Here is a 20,496-nt window from a genome sequence, read left to right on the forward strand (position 1 = left end):
AAGCCACGAAACACTAATATAATGTGCTCGTGGCTATAAAAAAATTTATGATTTGTAAATGCTAAGCATTCATTAATTCCTCAATTTCGTCTACTTCAATAGGAATATTTCTCATCAAGTTAAACGGCTCTCCTTTTTTCTGAATAACCACGTCATCTTCCAGCCGAATACCAAATCCTTCATCGGGAAGATAAATTCCCGGCTCTACAGTGTAAACCTGATTCGCCTGCATAGGCTCTGTAAGAATTCCGTAATCATGAGTATCCAAACCTATATTATGAGAAGTACCGTGCATGAAGTATTTCTTATATGCCGGCCAATCAGGATCCTCTTTTTGCACATCGGCTTTATCTAACAAGCCAAGACCCAATAATTCTGATGTCATTAATTTCCCTACTTCCCTATGATATTCTGCCCACATGGTACCAGGAACCAGCATTTTTGTCGCCTCTTTCTTTACCCGGTTTACTGCATTGTAAACCTGCTTTTGCCTTTCGGAATATTTTCCTGAAACCGGAATCGTCCTGGTAAGGTCGCTGGCATAATTAGCATACTCGGCTCCTGTATCCAGCAGAATCAAATCCCCTGCCTGGCACTGCTGGTTGTTCTCTATATAATGAAGAACATTGGCATTATTTCCGCTGGCGATAATTGGTGTATAGGCAAAGCCCCGGGAGCGGTTCCTGATCATCTCGTGATAATATTCCGCCTCGATTTCATATTCCCAAACACCGGGTTTTACAAACCCAAGAGTTCTACGGAAAGCTTTCTCGGTGATGTCACACGCATTTTGCATAAGTGCAAGTTCAACAGGATCTTTAACAGATCGCAACCGCTGAAGTATTGGATTACTCTTTGCCACCTGGTGCGCAGGATATTTTTCTTTGCACCACTTGATAAAGCGCATATCACGGGTTTCCGTTTTATGTGCAGAACGATAATGTTCATTTGTATTAAAATAAACCATTTCACACTGCGTCATTACTTCAAAAAATATTTTTTCAAAATCTTTCATCCAGTAGACCGTCTCTACGCCACTTACCTCCAGAGCTCTATCTTTGGTAAGTTTCTCTCCTTCCCAAACCGCAATATGCTCGTTTGTTTCAGTTAAAAAGAGGATTTCCCGGTGCTCTTTCTTTGGCGCATCCGGAAATAAGACAAGAATACTCTCCTCCTGGTCCACACCACTCAGGTAGAACAAATCTCTGTTTTGCTCAAAGGGTATTGTGCTATCGGCACCGATTGGATAAACATCATTAGAGTTAAAAACTGCAAGACTCTGCGGCTTCATTTTCTGCATAAAGTTTTTGCGGTTTTTTATAAAAAGCTGAGAGTCAATTTGGTGATATTTCATTTACTTTATTTATATATTCGAATTGTACTATTTAAAATTTGTTCAGGAGATTTTTTTAATCCTCTTGTCTAAAAAGCTTTCAGCCTTCTCTTTTTTAATTTGAAGTGAACACTTTTGCACAAAAATAAAAACCTCTGACTTAAATGCTGTCAAACTGCCGCTAAATGTCTACAGATTGTGGAACTTCATCAGCTTTCGTATAGAGAAAGACGATTTCTAAGCCTCACGTTCTGTTTCTGCAGTTTCTGAACCTGATCCAGTAAATGGTGTATTACTTCTAGGCCTTCAACATTAATATTTAGATCCTTATGCAACCGCATCAATTTTTCAAAATTCCGCAGGTGATTGCAGGGCAGATATTCCTTCCGCTCCACCGTAACTATTTCGATAAGTCCGCTCTCATAAAGGGAACTTATAAAAGTACGTTCCACTTTATATAGTGAGCAAATTTCTTCTGCCGGTATTAAATCGTCTGAAATCATGCGCGTAGTTTTTGTAGTTCTCTAAAAAGTTCCTTCTCCCTCTCACTTAAATGAATAGGCATTTTAATCTTATAAGTGATAAAAAGATCTCCAAACTGGCCTTCCTTTTTGTACTTCGGAAAACCCTTGCCTTTCAATTTCACTTTTGTATCTGCCTGGGTTTCCGGCTTTACCTTCAATTTCACCTTTCCGTCGAAAGTATCTACAGTGACTTCTCCTCCCAGCAGCGCTGTATACAAATCAATTTCTTCTGTACTGTAAAGATTCTCCTCCTCCCTCTTAAATTTTGTATTATTGATAATGTTGAAGGTGATAAAAAGATCTCCTTTTGGACCACCCTGAATCCCCGGCGCTCCATGATTTTTGATTCTTATCGTCTGGCCATTCTCTACACCTGCCGGAATGGTAAGTCGTATTTTCTTTCTATTTACAGTAAGAGTTTGTTTCTGACTCGTATAAACATCACTTAAGTTTAACTGAAGTTCGGCATTAAAATCTTGTCCCTTAAACTGGGCTCCTCTACCTGCTCCGCGGGTTCTCGCGCCACCTCCAAACATCTGCTCAAAGAAATCTGAAAAAGTGTCATCTTCAAAATCTCCTGAATAGGAATAGCCCCGACCTCCGCCAAAACCTGTGCCGCCGGCCTGTTGCTGTTGGGCTCTTGCCTGTTCATATTGATCTGCATGCTGCCAGTCCTTTCCATATTCATCATATTTCTTTCGCTTCTCGGGATCACTTAAAACTTCATGCGCCTCATTTATTTGCTGAAATATCGCCTGCGCTTCTTTATCATTAGGATTAAGATCTGGATGATATTTTCTAGCCAGTCTGCGATAAGCCTTCTTAATATCTGCCTGACTTGCAGATTTCTCCAACTCCAGTAATTTGTAGTAGTCTATAAATTCCATTTATCAATCGAATTTAATTTTCGGAAAATTTTTCCCAGCCTGAAATTACGAAATTCGGAATAATTAGCCGTTAAGCTTTTGCAAAAACAAGAGAAGATCCTGTATAATGCTTTCTCAAAATGAAATTCATAATTTCCTGAACCTTACAATCCAGAAGAAATTCATGATTCTTTAAACTCTTTCTAAATTCATCCTAAAATACCAGCTAAAGTTTGCTATAATTAAGAATGAGGTGTATTTTTGCCTCACTTTTATTAAAACAATCTGAAATTTTATGGCAAAATCTGCGCTAATAAAGTCATCTCTGGCGAAAAAATACTGGATGGCTTTCACAGGCCTCTTTCTTTGCACGTTTTTAGTAGGTCATCTTCTGGGAAATTTACAGCTTCTACTACCTGTTAGTGAAGCGGCACGTGATCAATTTAACGAATATGCAGTGTTCATGACCACTAATCCGCTGGTACTTATACTATCTTATGTTACTTATATAAGTATTCTTTTTCATGCCATAGACGGGCTGGTATTAACAATCAACAACCGTAAAGCCAGACCTCAAAAATACGTGAGCTTCAGGCCTTCTACTAATACCATCTGGGCTTCGAGAAACATGGGGATCCTGGGAACGGTTATCTTAGCATTCATTATCGTTCATATGAGCGCCTTATGGGCAAAAATGAAATTTGGAAGTCTGGACCACACTATTTACACCACGGAAAGTGGCGCCAGGGTAAAAGATCTTTACACCTTAACACTTCAAACTTTTCAGGATTCGGAATGGGGACTGATAATTGTCATTTTCTACGTACTATCCATGATAGCAATCGCTTTCCACCTTATTCATGGTTTCGGCAGCGGTTTTCAGTCTTTAGGAGTGAACCATCCTAAATACAATGGGTTCATCAGAAAATTCGGATATGCCTTTGCAATATTAATTCCGTTGGCATTTGCAGTAATTCCGGTATATATTCACTTTGTATTAGATAAAATATAGGCTATGGGAATATTAGATTCAAAAATACCAAAAGGCCCATTGGCAGATAAGTGGACCAAACATAAGAATACAATCAACCTTGTAAACCCCGCAAATAAAAGAAATATTGATGTTATTGTTGTAGGTACCGGCCTTGCAGGAGGTAGCGCTGCCGCAACATTGGCTGAACTGGGCTATAACGTTAAAACTTTTTGTTACCAGGATTCTCCAAGACGTGCGCACTCTATCGCAGCACAGGGAGGTATTAACGCTGCAAAAAACTACCAGGGTGATGGTGATTCCAATTACCGTCTTTTCTACGATACGGTTAAAGGTGGTGATTACCGTTCCCGCGAAGGCAACGTTTATCGTTTAGCTGAAGTTTCAGGAAATATTATTGACCAGTGTGTGGCACAGGGAGTTCCTTTTGCCCGTGAATACGGTGGGTTACTTGACAACCGCTCTTTTGGTGGTGTACTCGTTTCCCGGACTTTTTATGCAAAAGGACAAACGGGCCAGCAATTATTACTTGGTGCATATTCTGCTATGAACAGGCAGATTAACCGTGGTAAAATTAAGCCTTACAACCGTCACGAAATGCTGGACATTGTGATTGTAGACGGTAAAGCCCGTGGAATTATTGCCAGAAACCTGGTGACAGGAGAAATTGAAAGACACAGTGCACATGCCGTGGTGATTGCTTCCGGGGGTTATGGAAACGTATTTTTCCTTTCCACAAACGCGATGGGAAGTAATGTTACCGCTTCATGGAAAATTCATAAAAAAGGAGCATACTTTGCTAACCCCTGTTACACGCAAATTCACCCAACCTGTATTCCGGTTTCAGGAGACCATCAGTCAAAATTGACCTTGATGTCTGAATCCCTTCGGAATGACGGAAGGATCTGGGTTCCGAAGAAAAAAGAAGATGCCGAAAGATTAAGGTCCGGAAAGCTTAAACCTACAGAAATAGTAGAAGAAGACAGGGATTATTACCTGGAAAGAAGATATCCTGCTTTTGGTAACCTCGTACCTCGTGATGTAGCCTCCAGAGCTGCAAAAGAACGTTGCGATGCAGGTTACGGAGTAAATAAAACAGGAGAAGCTGTTTTTCTTGATTTTGGTGCAGCCTTTATGCGCTATGGTAGAGAAGAAGCAAATACACAGCACCTTGATAATCCTTCAGAAGAAAAAATTAAAGAGCTTGGAAAAGCGGTCGTAGAGGCAAAATATGGAAACCTTTTCCAGATGTACGAGAAAATTGTAGATCAAAATCCTTACGAAACGCCAATGATGATCTATCCTGCTGTACATTATACTATGGGCGGTATTTGGGTAGATTATAACCTGGAAACCACTATTCCTGGTTGTTTTGCTGCCGGAGAAGCAAACTTCTCAGATCACGGCGCAAACAGACTAGGAGCTTCGGCTTTAATGCAAGGTCTGGCCGATGGATATTTTGTTCTTCCATATACTATTGGTAATTATCTTGCAGATGATATCAGTACCGGAAAAATTTCTACGGAAACTGCCGAATTCGAAGCTGCAGAGCAGGAAGTTCGTGCAAGACTGGAGAAATTAATTAATACTAAAGGAACAAAATCTGTAGACAATTTCCATAAACGTCTTGGTAAGATTATGTGGAACAAAGTAGGAATGTCGCGTAATGCTCCTGATCTTAAGGATGCAATTTCAGAAATCCAGGCGCTTAGAGAAGAATTCTGGAATGATGTGAAAATTCCCGGAACTGCAAATGAGATGAACAGCGAACTGGAAAAAGCAGGCCGTGTGGCAGATTTTCTGGAACTTGGTGAACTATTTGCCAAAGACGCCTTACACAGGGAAGAATCCTGTGGAGGACACTTTAGAGAAGAATATCAAACCGAAGAAGGCGAAGCCATGCGGGATGATGAAAACTTTATGTACGTAGCCGCATGGGAATACACAGGAAAACCTGCCGATGCCATTTTACATAAAGAACAACTGGAATACGAAAATATTCAGGTTAAAACGAGAAGCTATAAATAGATATGGGATTTGAGATTTGAGACATCAGCTGTAGAGCTGATTTTCTCACTACTTTTTACTCATTACTCAATACTGAAAATATGAATCTTACATTAAAAATATGGCGTCAAAAAAACGCTACAGCTAAAGGAAAAGTACAGACTTACCAGATAGCAGATGTCTCTCCCGATATGTCGTTTCTTGAAATGCTGGACGTATTGAACGAGGAATTGGTTGAAAAAGGAGAAGAGACTGTAGAATTTGATCATGATTGCCGTGAAGGTATTTGTGGATCGTGTTCTTTGCAAATTAACGGGGAGCCTCACGGGCCCGACCGCGGAGTTGCAACTTGCCAGTTGCACATGCGTAAATTCAAAGATGGCGATACTATTACTATAGAACCTTTTAGAGCAAGGGCTTTTCCTGTAATTAAAGATTTAATTGTGGACAGGAGTGCCTTTGAAAGGATTCAGCAGGCTGGTGGTTATGTTTCTGTAAATACTTCAGGAAATACGCAAGATGCTAACTCTATTCCGATAGATAAGGAAGATGCCGATGCTGCTTTTTATTCTGCTACCTGCATCCAGTGTGGAGCTTGTGTGGCGGCCTGTAAAAATGCCAGCGCCATGCTTTTTACCGCAGCAAAAGTTAGCCAATATGCACTTTTACCTCAGGGGAAAGTAGAAGCAACAAAACGTGTACTTGCCATGGTTGAACAAATGGACAAGGAAGGTTTTGGAAATTGTACCAATACCGGGGCTTGTGAAATAGAATGTCCTAAAGGAATTTCCCTGGAGAATATCGCCAGGATGAACCGAGAATATCTAAAAGCCAGTGCAAAATAAACACCGGTTAAATATTATATAATACTAATCCCGAACTTTGCAGTTCGGGATTTTTTATGCATCTTATTTAAAAAGATGGAGTATGGCTAATTTTAATAATCTTTCCTCAAAATTGCCGGGCGGCAAAACCAGTATATTTTCAGTAATGAGTACTATGGCGAGGGAAAATGATGCCATCGATCTCTCCCAGGGATTTCCAAATTTTGAAACCGATACGCGATTAAAAGAGCTGGTATACAAAGCCATGAAAGATGGCCACAACCAGTATCCGCCTATGAATGGAATTCTGGAGCTACGCCAGCAAATTTCAGCTAAAATTGAAACTTTGTACGGAGTAAAATATAAAGTAGATTCTGAAATTACCATGACTTCCGGTGCCACGCAGGCCTTGTATTGCGCCATTACCGCTTTTATTCATTCGGGAGATGAAGTGATCGTTTTTAAACCCGCTTACGACAGTTACGAACCCACAATTAAAGCTAATGGCGGTAAACCGGTGCTAATTGAGCTAAAAGGGAAATATTTCCGCATTGATTGGCAGGAAGTTAAGGAGAAAATCAACTCCAGGACGAAAATGGTCATTATCAACACTCCGCATAATCCCACGGGCACGGTAATGTCCATTGAAGATATGCAGCAACTGGAAAGCCTGCTGAAAAACACCAATATCATCCTGCTGAGTGATGAAGTTTACGAGCATATTATTTTTGATAATATCGAACATCAGAGCGCTTCCCGTTTTCCTTATTTAGCTGAAAGGGCTATTGTTTGTTCATCCTTTGGAAAGACATTTCACAATACAGGTTGGAAAATGGGCTATTGCGTTGCTCCGGAAGAATTGATGAAGGAAATCTGGAAAATTCACGAACTCACTGTCTTTTGTGTAAACCATCCTATGCAACGAGCGTTTGCAGAATATCTGAAGGATCCCGAAAACTATCTTAGCTTAGGCAGTTTTTATCAGCAAAAGCGGGACAAATTCCTCAAACTTATGGAAGGATCAAAATTTACTGCCACCCCTTCTAAAGGCACCTACTACCAGCTTTTTGATTTTTCTGAAATCACCGAGGAAAAAGACACAGACTTTGCAAATCGGTTAACACGGGAACATAAAGTGGCTTCTATTCCGGTTTCAGAATTTAATATTGCTAAGAAAGACAATAAACAACTCCGTTTTTGCTTTGCCAAGACAGATGAGACCCTGGAAAAGGCCGCAGAAATTTTAAACCGGATCTGATCTTTTCAGCTGAAATCAAAAATTTCAGATTTTATCCCATTGCACATTATATATGACTATTGAGATCGATAATTGCCATTTTGAGCTGCACACCAGTGGAGCGGTATTCTGGAAAAATGAGAATATGCTTCTTATAAGTGATGTGCACCTGGGAAAAATCAGTCATTTCAGAAAATTTGGAAGTGCGGTGCCTCAAAAAGCCATTGCGAAAAATTTCAGTGAGCTTTCAAAGCTTGTGGAGCATTTTAGGCCGGCGAAAATTGCCTTTTTAGGCGATTTGTTCCACAGTTCACTCAATTCTGAATGGAATTTATTCGAAGAATGGGTGAATTCCGTTTCTTCAGAAATAATTTTAATTGCCGGAAATCACGATATCATTTCTCCGCTGAAATATGAACAGCTAAATATCCAGATTAAGCCGATGCTCAGAATTGGCAATTTTCGGCTTACACATCATCCTGAAGTGACAACAGAAGATTTCAACATTTGTGGACATATTCATCCAGGTTTTAAACTTAACGGAAAAGGCCGGCAACAGCTCAAATTGCGGTGCTTTTATAAATCCCCACAACAGTTAATTCTACCTGCTTTTGGTGAATTTACCGGAAATCACTACCTAAAACCTGAAGAAGACGACCAAATCTTCGCAATTACAAAAAATGAAGTAATTTTAGTAAATTAAACATCCCGCCATGGCCAAAAAACTCGCTATTTTCAATTTCCTGTCCGTAATCCTCGCTATTGCAGTGAATTATTACACGCAGGCTGTAGAATTAAACGGAAATACCATCGGCAGCCTTAGCGCCGATTATGAAAATCTCTTTACCCCTGCTGGTTACGCTTTTTCCATCTGGGCTGTGATTTATTTAGCCTTATTGGCTTATTCAGGTTTCCAAATCTATTGCGCTTTTATAACCGGAAAACATACAGAGCTTATCACGAAAACAGGTGCATGGTTTATTTTGGCAAATATTGGCAATATGGCATGGGTCTTTGCCTGGCTTTATGAACTCACCGGCCTCTCGGTAGTCATCATGTTGTTTATTTTATTTTCGCTTATAAAAATAATCCTGAACACCAATATGGAACGCTGGGATGCGCCGCTAAAAGTAATCGCTTTTAGCTGGTGGCCCATTTGCTTCTATTCCGGGTGGATAGCGGTGGCCACTATAGCAAATATTTCAGCTTACCTGGCAAAAATTGGCTGGGACGGCTGGTTTCTTTCAGAAGTACAATGGGCTGCGACAATGATCGTAGTTGCAACAATTCTCAATATTATCATGATCTACACCCGCAATATGCGGGAATTTGGTCTTGTTGGGGTATGGGCGCTGGTGGCAATTTTCGTGAGGCATTCCAGAGAAAATGAAGCCCTGGCCTGGATTGCCATGGGAGGTGCGATTTTAATTTTCCTTAATGCGGGTTACCATGGTTACAAAAATAAAGAAACCAGTCCTATGGCTAAATTAAAGAATTCTTAGAAAATTAAATTTTTCAAAAATAGCACCTTTTCATTTTCTCCTAATGAATTTCCATTTGTAGCCGAAGAAAGCGGGCTGGCCTGAATAAAGTTGGGAAGCAAAGCGTTAAATAATTGTTGAGTTGTTGGAGGGGACGATTTCAGGAATTATCTTTGCGGCAATGAGTAAATCTGCTATTGCCCAAAGCTTTGCACAATCCCTGCACCAACAGGAATTGCAGCAAGCTATTGCCATTTCCGAGAAAGAAGCGGCAAAAATTCAATTAAAAGGACTCGTTGGTTCATCACTTTCTTTTGTGCTTGCCAACGCTTTTAAGGAAGCTGAAAATCCTTTTTTGCTGATTTTTAATGACAAAGAAGAAGCTGCTTATTATCTGAACGACCTTGAGCAGCTCGTTGGTGAGAAAAATGTCCTTTTTTATCCCGGAAGTTACCGTAGGCCTTACCAGATTGAAGAAACCGATAATGCCAATGTTTTACTACGTGCGGAAGTTTTAAACCGAATAAATTCACGAAAGAAACCGGCAATTATCGTCACTTATCCCGATGCACTTTTTGAAAAAGTGGTGACCCGGAAGGAGCTTGATAAAAGCACTTTGAAAATTTCCCTTGGCGACAGTCTTTCGATAGACTTTGTGAACGAAGTATTATTTGAATATCGATTTCGTCGTGTTGACTTTGTTACAGAACCGGGTGAATTTTCGGTGAGAGGTGGAATTATAGATGTTTTTTCCTTCAGTAATGATGAACCTTACCGTCTCGAATTTTTTGGGGATGAAGTGGACAGCATTAGAAGTTTTGATGTAGAAACCCAGCTTTCTACAGATAAAGTGAAGAAAATTTCCATTATGCCAAATGTGGAGAAGAAAAAGCTGGATGAAGTCCGGGAAAGTTTTCTGAAGTATATAGCAGAAAAAACCGTGATTTTTACAAAAGACATGGAAGTTTTCTCTGCCCAGGTAGACAAACTTTTCAGCAAAGCCGAAGAAGCTTTTAAAAATCTTTCCGAAGATATTAAGCACAGCGAGCCAAAGGAGCTGTTTTGTGACGCTTCACTTTTAAAAAAGCAGATTCTGGATTATTCGGTTGTGGAATTAAGCAATCAGGCGTATTTGAATCCGAAAAAAATTATAGAATTTCAAACCAAACCGCAGCCTTCCTTCAATAAACAATTCGATTTGTTAATCGATAATCTTATTCAGAATCAGGAAGCGGGCTATAAGAATTACATTTTTTGTGTTAGCCAGCAACAGGCAAAGCGCTTTCACGACATTTTTGACGATCAGGAACGGGAAGTAAAATACCAGACGATCGTCCTTTCAATGTTCCAGGGTTTTATAGATGAAGAGGCTAAAAATATTTGTTATACCGATCATCAGATTTTTGAGCGTTATCATAAGTTTCACCTCAAGAACGGCTATGCAAAAAAGCAGGCGATTACGCTAAAAGAACTCACCAGCCTGGAAGTGGGCGACTATGTCACGCACATTGACCATGGAATTGGAAAATTTGGTGGACTTCAAAAAATAGATGTTGAAGGGAATAAACAGGAAGCGATTAAACTGTTTTACGGGGAACGTGATATTCTTTACCTCAGTATCCATTCGTTACATAAAATTTCAAAATATAACGGGAAAGATGGGAAAGCTCCCAAAATTTACAAACTGGGAAGCAATGCCTGGAAAAATTTAAAGAATAAGACCAAAGCCCGCGTAAAACATATTGCATATAACCTTATAGAATTATATGCAAAACGACGTTTGCAGAAAGGTTTTGCTTTTGGGCCCGATTCGCATATGCAGCATGAGCTGGAAGCTTCGTTTATCTATGAAGATACTCCCGACCAAAGCATTGCGACGCAGGCTGTAAAAGAAGACATGGAAAACGAGCGGCCAATGGATCGCCTGGTTTGCGGAGACGTTGGCTTCGGAAAGACCGAGGTTGCCATTCGGGCTGCCTTTAAAGCTGCAGATAATGGGAAACAGGTTGCAGTACTCGTTCCAACAACCATTCTTGCATTTCAGCATCACCAGACATTTACAGAACGGTTAAAAGATTTTCCTGTTACTGTAGATTACCTAAACCGCTTCAGAACAGCCAAGGAACGGCGAGAAACGCTCAGAGATCTCGAAAATGGTAAAATTGACATCGTCATTGGTACCCATCAACTGGTCAACAAGGCAGTTAAATTTAAAGATCTGGGGCTATTAATAGTGGACGAAGAACAAAAATTCGGGGTTTCGGTGAAAGATAAATTGAAGACTATCAAGGAAAATGTAGATACCCTTACGTTAACGGCCACACCAATACCACGTACCCTTCAGTTCAGTTTAATGGCTGCCAGGGATTTATCTACTATAAACACACCTCCGCCAAACCGTTATCCCATAGAAAGTAACGTCATACGTTTTTCTGAAGAAACCATCAGAGACGCTATTTCTTATGAAATTCAGCGGGGCGGACAAATTTTCTTTATCCATAATCGTGTAGAAAATATCAAGGAGGTCGCCGGAATGATCCAGCGACTCGTTCCCGACGCCCGTATAGGAATTGGCCACGGAAAGATGGAAGGAAAGAAACTGGAGAAATTAATGCACAGCTTTATCAATGGTGATTTTGACGTCCTTGTCTCCACGACTATAGTTGAAAGCGGGCTGGATGTGCCTAATGCTAACACTATTTTTATTAATAATGCTAATAATTTTGGGCTGTCTGACCTTCACCAGATGCGTGGGAGAGTGGGTAGAAGTAACAAAAAAGCCTTCTGTTACTTTATTACACCGCCGTATTCAGCGATGACAGAAGAAGCAAGAAAGCGAATGACTGCGCTGGAACAATTTTCTGAACTTGGCAGTGGATTAAACATTGCTATGAAGGATCTTGAAATTCGTGGTGCAGGAGATTTGCTGGGTGGCGAACAGAGCGGCTTTATGAATGAAATAGGATTTGATACCTATCAGAAAATTTTGAATGAAGCCATACAGGAGCTTAAAGAAAATGAGTTTAAAGACATTTACAGTGAAAATGAGGATATTGAGGATAAAACTTTTGTAAGTGAGGTACAGATAGATACCGACTTTGAAATTCTTTTTCCTGATGATTATATTAACAGCATTACCGAAAGGCTTAACCTCTATACGCAGTTAAATAACATAACTACAGAAGAAGAACTGCAGAAATTTGAAGGGGAACTAATAGACCGTTTCGGGGAATTACCAATACAGGCTGTAGATTTATTGAATAGCGTCCGTATGAAATGGATTGCTGCAAATATTGGACTGGAGAAAGTGATCCTAAAACAGGATAAGCTTATCGGATATTTTATTGCAGATCAGCAATCCAGGTTTTACCAGACCAGCACTTTTACAAAAGTGCTTCAGTATGTGCAGTCGCATCCTCAGAAATGCAAAATGAAGGAGAAGAAAACCCGTGCAGGTTTACGCTTATTATTAACTTTTGAAAAGATCACCTCTGTAGAAAAAGCTTTAAAAGTATTAGAGCCATTAGATACAAGGGTGAAAGAAACAGAAGATGTACAGGCGTAGGCTGACATTTTCCGGGAGGGAAGCTTTTAGTTAGGTTCGCGACTCCGCTCGAACTGACAAAGCTGAGAGCGTTCGAAAACGACAAAAACCAGCGCAATCGCGTTTCTAAATAAATGTCCCCCCGAGCGAAGTCGAGGGGTAATTAGCAGAATTTACGTAATAACAACGTTCTCGACTCCGCTCGAACTGACATTCGACGACAAAAAACCTAAAATTCCCTTAAGGTCACCTTTACTTTTTGCTGTATTGTTTATCTTTTAAGGACTAAATATGTCTATAAAACAAAAGATACTCCTTACTGGGGATACAAAAAGCTACGCATGCGCCAACTTACTTTAAAGATTCCTAAAGGTCATAAAGAGAAGGTTCAGGACGCCATTGATCATTTTGGCGGGAAAAATACAATAGATATTTCCTCTGAAAATGAAGATGTATTCATGATTTATCTACCAAACGAGAAGGTGAACGACTTTCTAAAAAAAATAGATCAGTTTGAGGAACCAGAAATCACCTTAATTCCCAGGGGAGTAATTACTTTATATCCCCCAGCTTCAGAAGCTCCAGACCAGGTTGCCGACGTAAAACCGAAGAGTTCCCTGGAAATTTATCTGGGCGGGATCCAGAGTGTAGGCTCTATGTTTGGTCTTATTGGCTACTCTTTTGTAGCGGGAATAATTGTTTGGATTGGTCTTTTTACCACAACTGCCTATTTGCTGGTGGCAGCAATGTTGGTAGCTCCTTTTGCAGGACCTGCCATGAACGCTGCCCTTGCAACAGCCTCTGGTAAAGCAGATCTTCTTAAAAGCAGCCTTAAGAGATATGCCATTGCTATAATAACAGGGATATTTGCCAGTTTTCTGCTTACACTACTTTTTCCCTTAACAACTCTTACTCCGCTTATGGAAGAAGTAAGTCAGGTATCAAAATTTGCCCTTTTTCTGCCCCTGGTTTCCGGATTTGCGGGAGCAATCAATATCTGCCAGTCAGAGCGGGATAGTTTGGTTTCTGGCGCCGCTGTGGGTATTCTAGTCGCAGCTTCCCTTGCCCCTCCGGTAGGTCTAATTGGCGCCGGACTTTACATGATGGACTGGCAGGTAGTTTTTAGTAGTTTATTCAGGATTTTACTACAATTACTGGGGATTCACCTGGCGGCAACCCTCGTTTTTTATTTCTACGGAAAAGTAACACCAGACGGAGTACGATTTCTAAAAGGTGTAAAGAAAACAGGACTAATTACCACTATGGTCGTAATATTAGGAATTGGAGCTATGATGTATTGGCAATTCCGCCAGCCGCCATTTCTTAGCAAAGCCAGTATGAATACAGAACTTGCCGAAGTGCTGGACAGTGAACTAAAGAAGATTCCGAACATTAGGATATTGAACAAAGATGTGACTTTCAACAATATTCAAATAGATAATAGATCTATTGCTACTTTTGAAGCAACCATTCTTAAAACAGATACACTTATATCCTCTCAGGAATTAGAGGATGGAATTATCCGGCACTTGAAGCAAAACATGGAATACCCCTACGACAATGTCTATGAAGTATTTCAGATTAAAATTGTGAGGGATTAATAACCCGTCACTCTTACATTATCCACATCATAGGTAGTGGTTTTATCCGGAACTGCACCATGGTACCGGAAACCAAAATTAACCGTTCCTTCCAGGCAGGAAATATCAATTTTCGAATTTCTGAAAACTGTCCCATTTTGGTTTGATGGTCCTACAGGAATATTCCCATCCAGTAATTGCCATTCTGTTGTTTTGGGATTACCGGTAAAATTGGTGGTGACATAGATTTCCAGGATTGTAGCATTATCAAAAGAAGCTAAAATATCTGCTGAAAAAACTTCTCCCGAAGTTCCATCGAGGTTTATTTCAGGCGTTACCAGCCAGGCTTCCAGCGGATTTTCAGTAGTATTATAAGCTGAAATTCTGAAGTAGCGATTTCCGTTTCTCGTGCCTGGTTTAAATTTTTCACTTCCGCCGCTAACATTAAGATTTTTCCAGCCACGGCTATTTAAAGCAGTGAGTGTGGAGACATCAGTAAAATCTTCATTAAACAATACTTCAGGCCCCATGGTTTCGTTATCGCCACATTTAAAAAACTCAGGATCACATCTTTCTCCGGAAAAATTAAGATCTTCGGGCGTATTTACCACCAGTGCATAAAAGTCATCATAGAAATTCCGACTCAGCACCGCCTTAACGCTTCCGGATTGCTGCGGAAGTAACAGCGCCTTAAAATCGGCAAAAGTACTGGTGCTTAAAACTGCAGTGGCGCCGGACTCGCAGCTCTCCAACTGCCGTTCCCCATCATACTCATCTATAGTTTCTGAAGCAAAAGAGAAAATATGCTCATCTCTTACCAGGTTCCGGTTAAACTGCACATTTTCGACCTGTACAAACAGGTTTTTGTATTGTTCCCTAAAGTCGGAAATTTTAAGTCTAAGCGGAATAATTTCTGCTGTTTGTTCAGATCGTATCAAATGTTCATCAATCATAGAATTTGGAATTGCCACCACATCTCCCCTGTTCTGAATGCCCAATTGAAGTAATCCATTATTATAGCCAAGGCTGAGTCCGTCAAGCTTTACATAAATTTTTCTTCCGAAGTTGAAGGTTTCGTGCAGGGAATTCTCGTCCACCAGCACTACAATTCCTGCCAATGGATTTTCCGGTTTATCCTGAAGCACCAGTTCCTTATAAAAATTGCCGCCTTCATCACTGGAAACCACAAAACCTTCAAAATAAGTATCTGTATTTTGAAATGTATAAATCTCATCGGCTACCGGATCATAACTTCCTTTTACTGCAGAAATACTGGTGAGATTTCCTTCAAAATCAACTTCAATATTATCGATTTCCGGAAGATCATAATCATCTGTTGTTACGCAGGAATTCAGCAACAGCAGACTTATAACTGTCAAATTCAGCGTTAAATAAAATTTTCTTTTCATAAAGTGCACCTTTAAAATGGCAATTATCGACCTTAAAACCTCAAATAAAAATTAATATAATAGGTAGTTCCGTTTCCATACCAGTAACGGGAAGCAAAAAGCGGCTGATCACGCTCCCTGTCTTGCTTTAGACTCATAAAATTGGCATTTCTGGACTGTTCGTAACCGCCGGTTTTGTATAAAACATCAAAAATGTTGTTGAGACTGCAGAAAAAGCCCAAATACCGGTCTTTTATCCGCCAGGATTTACCACCAATGGCATTTACGAGCACATAATCCTGAAATTGTTCTTGTTTCAGCAGACTTTTTGCTAAAGTTTCGTCATAGCTCAAAATTGGCAAACCATCTGCATCTGTCCTGAAATTGGCAGTTCTGGTAAGCGGACTCACATCTGCAAAGCCGTGAGAGAAGAAATTGACTGTCGTTCCAAACCACCAATAATCCGGATCACGATATTCAAAGCCGAGCTGCGCCGCCCGTTGTGGCCCGCCGGGAATATGGTAGTTCTTTAAGTACGAGGTGCCGTAATTTACAGCTTCATCAAAACTGCTGGAAGTAAGGTACAAAATGGGATTGTTGGCATAAATGTATTGTCCCAAAGCAGCTGCTGCTTTTAACTTTATAGTTGAAGTTATTTGGCTTTCTGCTCCTAACTCCATTCCAAGATGCTGCTTGTCTATTCCCGTCAAAACCTCCTGAACAAAAGCTGTAGTCCCTGTTCTTCCCAATCCTGAAAGTCCGTCGGCGTAATAGAAGGAAATTTCCGTTGCATCAAGGATTTCAGCATAATAGCCGGTGAAGCGAAGATTGAGTTTTGGGGAACGGAAACGGTAGGACAAGTCACCAAACCGGAATTTCTCACTCTCCAACCCAACTACCGTCTCATTATTTTGCCGCGAATTCGAAAAGGAATTCCGCAGATTTGGAGCTTTTGTATAGTAGGCGAGATTTGTGGTAAACAAATGCCTTCCGGAAAGTTTGTACGTAGCTCCGGACTTAAGGCCGAAATTTGTAAAATTTAGCCTCTCACTTTTTCCGAAGGAATTATCGGCATAAGTTCCGTTTTGGAAGAGTCCGTTACGCTGATAGGCGGTTTGGGAAATATTTCCGGCGACAAAGAAGTCAACCTTGTTAAGTTTATATTGAACCTGGGCAAATGCTTCAGCTATATCTGCAAAAAGTTCATAATTGTACTTAAATCGCTCCCCTTCAGTAACAATCCTATTTCTGTTTCTAAGATCACTCTGTGCGGCATCAGCCTGTGACATTTCTGTGGTTCCTTCAGCAAAAAAATCGATGTCAAGATAACCGGTACCGCCTAAAAGATCTTTTACGGAGGCAAAATTTTCACTTTTTAGGCTTGTATAGCTAATTTTTGCATTGAATTCCACATTTTGCTTCAATCGGGCAGTCAAAATAGTATTTGCAGTAACCAGATTATCATCATTTCGATCTTCAGCAATTACGTAAATGGAATTCCCGCCTGTGGCCGCTTCATTTAAATTTGCCCTGTACAAAGAGGGCCAGTCAATTTGCCCATTATCGGTAAAATCCTGTTGCGCGCGATAAGCAGCTTCGTAATTGGCATTATCCTCAAACCTTAAAAAATATCCGGGCAATTTTTGATAATAAGCCGGATCTGGATTCGCACCACCGCCAACAAAACTTTCCTGATCGTTGAAAACAACCCGATTTGTTCCTCCAAAATCTATCCTGGAATTGCCGACACTTCCAAACTGATAAGCAGCGTTATTATTAAGCTGCACATTTTCTGAAATTTGCCAGTAATGGTTCAACATAAATATGGGTTCTTTTATTTCCCGAAGTCGGGAATTGCGAATTTCGTTATCCTGATAGCCCCAGAAAGAATTGTATCTACGGCCTTTAAGGTCAAAAACTTCCTGTGTATTTGCTGAAGATTTTCCGCGGATATTGGGAGTGTAAAATGCAGTGAAATTAAGGCTATGGTTCTTCGAAAGCTCCTTCTCTACCGCCAGAAAAACCGAATTAGCATCGTATAAAGTACCCTCGACATATCCTTCCTGCGCATATCTCCTGGAAATGGAAAGCGAATACGCCCAACCCGCGGGCAGTTCGCCAGAATTATAAGTAGCCATGACCCTTCCCGTATAACTGCGATTGGAAGCCGCGTAGGAAATCCTGCCTCCTTCGCCATATTCTGAAGCGCGCATGATGATATTGGTAGTCCCGGCGAGGCCGCCAAAACTTACTTCGGAAGGAGAAATACCCATTGAAAAAACCTGAGTGCGCTGCACATCATTGAGTCCGCCCCAGTTGCTCCACTGCGGTCTCCCGTTGAAGATTTTGTTCATTTCTATTCCGTTTATCAGCAACTTCCCATTTTCGCTATCGAAGCCCCTGGGTCGGAAAAAGGTGGCGCTGAAGTCATAGGCCGCTGCATTTAAGAAAACATCTCTGGAGGCTTGTAAGAGTCCGGAAAGATTGTCAAAACTGCCTTCTTCTTCATTTAACTCATTATCGGAAAGACTAATGGTGCCGATCTGTCTTTGTTCCTCAGATAAATCCCGGGTTAGAAGAATTTCTCCTAAATTTTTGGTTTCACCCTTAATAATTACTACCGGCATTCTCTGCCGGGCATAGCCAGATTTTGTAAAAACGAGTACCTGATTTCCTTCCGGAATATCTTCAGAAGAAAAAATAAAGAGACCATTGGCATCACTTTCTGTTTCCAGAAACGTACCTTCTATCAGTATTTTTACTGAAGTTATTTCCTCCAGGGAATAGCTGTCTACGACACTTCCCGTGATGGAGGTTGATTGTGAAAAGGAGGTGTAGGGAAATCCAATCCACAGTAAAACCAGAAGAAACTTTTTCCCCATTTTTATTTCAAAAAGTTGGGCAAGATAACAATTTATTTCACATAACTTTCATACTTTCAGCAACTTATAAAAATATAATTCTAGGATTAATGAACAGCCTGAAACCCCTCTATTTACGCGCACTTGTCGTTTGGTTAATATTTTTTCCCTCTCGAAATTTGATGTGCCAGGAGCAGAATTCCTTTAATATTTTAAGCGTTGCCTTCTACAATGTTGAAAATTTATTCGATACTGAAGATGATCCTTTTACTTTTGATGATGACAGGACACCTACCGGGAAAGATGTTTGGACTGAAGAAAAATACAGTGATAAAATTGCCAAAATAAGCAAGGTACTTTCAGAAATTGGAAGCGACGTTACCGGATCTGCGCCTGCAATAATAGGCTTATGTGAATTTGAGAACCGCGAAGTACTGGAGACGCTTATCGCCCACCCTAATCTATCTGCCTATAACTATGGAATTATTCATTTTGATTCTCCGGACAGGAGGGGCATAGATGTGGGATTAATATACAAAAAAGATATTTTTGCTCCGGTTAATTCCGAATCTCGCCGACTAATGATTTATGAAGCAGAAGATCCTTCTAAACGAGTTTACACACGGGATCAATTGGTGGCAAGTGGTATGCTGGAGGGTGAGGAGATACATTTTATTGTTAATCACTGGCCTTCCCGAAGCGGAGGGGAAGCAAAGAGCAGCTACCGGAGAGAAAAAGCTGCGGCATTAAACAAGAAAATTATAGATTCCCTGTACGAGATAAATCCATATTCCAAAGTTGTAAGTATGGGGGATTTTAACGACGATCCCGCTAATAAATCTTTCAAGAAGATTTTGAAAACAAAGGCTTCAAAAGAAAATTTGAAGTTTCAGGAGCTTTATAATCCTATGGAGAAAATGCTAAAAGAAGGACACGGTACGCTGGCTTATCGCGATAGTTGGAATTTGTTCGACCAGATTTTCATGAGTCGGTCTTTAGCAGGATCAGATTACAGTAGTTACCAATTTTACCGGGCGGGAATCTTTAATAAAGATTTCCTGGTCACCCCGGGCGGACAGTATAAAGGCTATCCCTTCCGAAGTTATGGTTATGGCGGATATACCGGTGGTTACAGTGACCATTTTCCGGTGTATATTTATTTGATAAAAGAAACTGCCCCCTATAACTCCCCCGGAGGGGTAGAATAATTAACTGTCTCTAAAATTGAAAAAATAGCTCCATTCACTACCCTCGGAAGGACCGGAGTTATGATTAAAACCAGGTACTCCATGGAATTCTGGTAAGAACCACCAATAATCCTAAGGTATAAAATATCGCAAGAACCTTAAATTTTGGCCTGGAAGTAAGTTTCTTTTTGTGCTTAGAGTAACCAATGGTAATTAAAGCCAGTGCGATAATCATCATCAACGGATGCTCTACCAAATACAGTCTAAGGCTGGAACTACGCATCACTTCACCCATGCCACCATCGAATCTGGCAAGGTTTGCGGGAGTTAAATAAAGCACGATTCCTATCAAAAGTTGAATATGGGAAACTATTAAGGTGAACAAGGCAATCCTAAAATTAGTTGCACTATATTCCTTATTGCTTGCAAAGCCAATTATAGCGTTAAAAGATGCTACAAGTAAAACGATAAGTACCACATAGGCCCAATATGAGTGGATAAACTGAACGGTTGAATACATAGATGTAGTTTTTAGCAAAGATAGGTTTTTCTTTAAAAAGCGTGTTGGGTGCCTTGTGTAGATTTTGATTAAATTCTATAAATTTTAGGCGCAAAAAAATTTTAAAATAAAAAAACCACCCCGGGTTGGGGTGGTTTTAATATAAGAATATTT

The 20,496-nt window shown here is 40.4% G+C and carries 15 protein-coding genes; 9 read left to right on the forward strand and 6 right to left on the reverse strand.

The window, feature by feature from the left end:
* Positions 1-61 precede the first annotated feature (61 nt).
* From RM549_RS15415 to RM549_RS15425, 3 genes are all read right to left on the reverse strand, one after another.
* On the reverse strand, positions 62-1,354 hold the full coding sequence (locus RM549_RS15415; RefSeq protein ID WP_311686418.1) for an aminopeptidase P family protein: 1,293 nt from the start codon (positions 1,352-1,354) through the stop codon (positions 62-64).
* A 188-nt stretch (positions 1,355-1,542) separates the two neighbouring features.
* A complete protein-coding gene (locus RM549_RS15420; protein ID WP_311686420.1) occupies positions 1,543-1,836 on the reverse strand; it encodes a chaperone modulator CbpM in 294 nt (97 codons plus the stop codon).
* Positions 1,833-2,744: a DnaJ C-terminal domain-containing protein gene (locus tag RM549_RS15425; RefSeq protein ID WP_311686422.1), complete on the reverse strand. Its 912-nt coding sequence runs from the start codon at positions 2,742-2,744 to the stop codon at positions 1,833-1,835. Before RM549_RS15425 ends, RM549_RS15420 begins: the two co-directional genes overlap by 4 nt.
* A gap of 274 nt (positions 2,745-3,018) precedes the next feature.
* Here RM549_RS15425 and RM549_RS15430 point away from each other — a divergent pair, with 274 nt between their 5' ends.
* The 8 genes from RM549_RS15430 to RM549_RS15465 all read left to right on the forward strand — a co-directional run bounded on the left by RM549_RS15430 (position 3,019) and on the right by RM549_RS15465 (position 14,408).
* Positions 3,019-3,735: a succinate dehydrogenase cytochrome b subunit gene (locus RM549_RS15430; RefSeq protein WP_311686424.1), complete on the forward strand. Its 717-nt coding sequence runs from the start codon at positions 3,019-3,021 to the stop codon at positions 3,733-3,735.
* Between the two features lie 3 nt (positions 3,736-3,738).
* A complete protein-coding gene (locus RM549_RS15435) occupies positions 3,739-5,742 on the forward strand; it encodes a fumarate reductase/succinate dehydrogenase flavoprotein subunit (RefSeq protein ID WP_311686426.1) in 2,004 nt (667 codons plus the stop codon).
* An 80-nt stretch (positions 5,743-5,822) separates the two neighbouring features.
* Positions 5,823-6,566 carry a succinate dehydrogenase/fumarate reductase iron-sulfur subunit gene (locus tag RM549_RS15440; protein WP_311686428.1) on the forward strand — a complete coding sequence of 248 codons (744 nt, stop codon included), beginning with the start codon at positions 5,823-5,825 and terminating at the stop codon, positions 6,564-6,566.
* An 82-nt stretch (positions 6,567-6,648) separates the two neighbouring features.
* Complete coding sequence (locus RM549_RS15445) at positions 6,649-7,803, forward strand: methionine aminotransferase (RefSeq protein ID WP_311686430.1); 1,155 nt, start codon at positions 6,649-6,651, stop codon at positions 7,801-7,803.
* A 52-nt stretch (positions 7,804-7,855) separates the two neighbouring features.
* Positions 7,856-8,485, forward strand: coding sequence for a ligase-associated DNA damage response endonuclease PdeM (pdeM, locus tag RM549_RS15450; RefSeq protein WP_311686431.1), 630 nt, complete (start codon positions 7,856-7,858; stop codon positions 8,483-8,485).
* A gap of 10 nt (positions 8,486-8,495) precedes the next feature.
* Positions 8,496-9,284 (forward strand): TspO-related membrane protein, encoded by a 789-nt coding sequence (locus RM549_RS15455; protein WP_311686433.1) that lies wholly within the window; start codon positions 8,496-8,498, stop codon positions 9,282-9,284.
* A 160-nt stretch (positions 9,285-9,444) separates the two neighbouring features.
* Positions 9,445-12,828, forward strand: a complete 3,384-nt coding sequence (gene mfd / locus RM549_RS15460) for a transcription-repair coupling factor (protein ID WP_311686435.1) — start codon at positions 9,445-9,447, stop codon at positions 12,826-12,828.
* Positions 12,829-13,148: 320 nt separating this feature from the next.
* Positions 13,149-14,408 (forward strand): DUF389 domain-containing protein, encoded by a 1,260-nt coding sequence (locus RM549_RS15465; RefSeq protein ID WP_311686437.1) that lies wholly within the window; start codon positions 13,149-13,151, stop codon positions 14,406-14,408.
* Here RM549_RS15465 and RM549_RS15470 read toward each other — a convergent pair.
* Together RM549_RS15470 and RM549_RS15475 are read right to left on the reverse strand one after the other, a co-directional pair.
* Entirely contained in the window at positions 14,405-15,796 is a 1,392-nt protein-coding gene (locus RM549_RS15470; protein WP_311686439.1) for a DUF5689 domain-containing protein, read from the reverse strand. The genes RM549_RS15465 and RM549_RS15470 overlap by 4 nt on opposite strands.
* A gap of 32 nt (positions 15,797-15,828) precedes the next feature.
* Positions 15,829-18,657, reverse strand: a complete 2,829-nt coding sequence (locus RM549_RS15475) for a carboxypeptidase-like regulatory domain-containing protein (RefSeq protein ID WP_311686441.1) — start codon at positions 18,655-18,657, stop codon at positions 15,829-15,831.
* 89 nt (positions 18,658-18,746) lie between these two features.
* On the opposite strand from RM549_RS15475, the gene RM549_RS15480 reads away from it, so the two are divergent.
* A complete protein-coding gene (locus RM549_RS15480; protein ID WP_311686443.1) occupies positions 18,747-19,844 on the forward strand; it encodes an endonuclease/exonuclease/phosphatase family protein in 1,098 nt (365 codons plus the stop codon).
* 64 nt (positions 19,845-19,908) lie between these two features.
* On the opposite strand, the gene RM549_RS15485 is transcribed toward RM549_RS15480, so the two are convergent.
* Positions 19,909-20,343: a hypothetical protein gene (locus tag RM549_RS15485; protein WP_311686445.1), complete on the reverse strand. Its 435-nt coding sequence runs from the start codon at positions 20,341-20,343 to the stop codon at positions 19,909-19,911.
* Positions 20,344-20,496 lie beyond the last annotated feature (153 nt).

Source organism: Autumnicola patrickiae (assembly GCF_031846525.1).
Classification (GTDB): Bacteria; Bacteroidota; Bacteroidia; order Flavobacteriales; family Flavobacteriaceae; genus Autumnicola; species Autumnicola patrickiae.

What these genes read in the sequence shown, in the direction of transcription:
- RM549_RS15415 (WP_311686418.1), bottom strand. Translation starts at nt 1,354, where the DNA reads ATGAAATATCACCAAATTGACTCTCAGCTTTTTATAAAAAACCGCAAA.
- RM549_RS15420 (WP_311686420.1), bottom strand. Translation starts at nt 1,836, where the DNA reads ATGATTTCAGACGATTTAATACCGGCAGAAGAAATTTGCTCACTATAT.
- RM549_RS15425 (WP_311686422.1), bottom strand. Translation starts at nt 2,744, where the DNA reads ATGGAATTTATAGACTACTACAAATTACTGGAGTTGGAGAAATCTGCA.
- RM549_RS15430 (WP_311686424.1), top strand. Translation starts at nt 3,019, where the DNA reads ATGGCAAAATCTGCGCTAATAAAGTCATCTCTGGCGAAAAAATACTGG.
- RM549_RS15435 (WP_311686426.1), top strand. Translation starts at nt 3,739, where the DNA reads ATGGGAATATTAGATTCAAAAATACCAAAAGGCCCATTGGCAGATAAG.
- RM549_RS15440 (WP_311686428.1), top strand. Translation starts at nt 5,823, where the DNA reads ATGAATCTTACATTAAAAATATGGCGTCAAAAAAACGCTACAGCTAAA.
- RM549_RS15445 (WP_311686430.1), top strand. Translation starts at nt 6,649, where the DNA reads ATGGCTAATTTTAATAATCTTTCCTCAAAATTGCCGGGCGGCAAAACC.
- pdeM (WP_311686431.1), top strand. Translation starts at nt 7,856, where the DNA reads ATGACTATTGAGATCGATAATTGCCATTTTGAGCTGCACACCAGTGGA.
- RM549_RS15455 (WP_311686433.1), top strand. Translation starts at nt 8,496, where the DNA reads ATGGCCAAAAAACTCGCTATTTTCAATTTCCTGTCCGTAATCCTCGCT.
- mfd (WP_311686435.1), top strand. Translation starts at nt 9,445, where the DNA reads ATGAGTAAATCTGCTATTGCCCAAAGCTTTGCACAATCCCTGCACCAA.
- RM549_RS15465 (WP_311686437.1), top strand. Translation starts at nt 13,149, where the DNA reads ATGCGCCAACTTACTTTAAAGATTCCTAAAGGTCATAAAGAGAAGGTT.
- RM549_RS15470 (WP_311686439.1), bottom strand. Translation starts at nt 15,796, where the DNA reads ATGAAAAGAAAATTTTATTTAACGCTGAATTTGACAGTTATAAGTCTG.
- RM549_RS15475 (WP_311686441.1), bottom strand. Translation starts at nt 18,657, where the DNA reads ATGGGGAAAAAGTTTCTTCTGGTTTTACTGTGGATTGGATTTCCCTAC.
- RM549_RS15480 (WP_311686443.1), top strand. Translation starts at nt 18,747, where the DNA reads ATGAACAGCCTGAAACCCCTCTATTTACGCGCACTTGTCGTTTGGTTA.
- RM549_RS15485 (WP_311686445.1), bottom strand. Translation starts at nt 20,343, where the DNA reads ATGTATTCAACCGTTCAGTTTATCCACTCATATTGGGCCTATGTGGTA.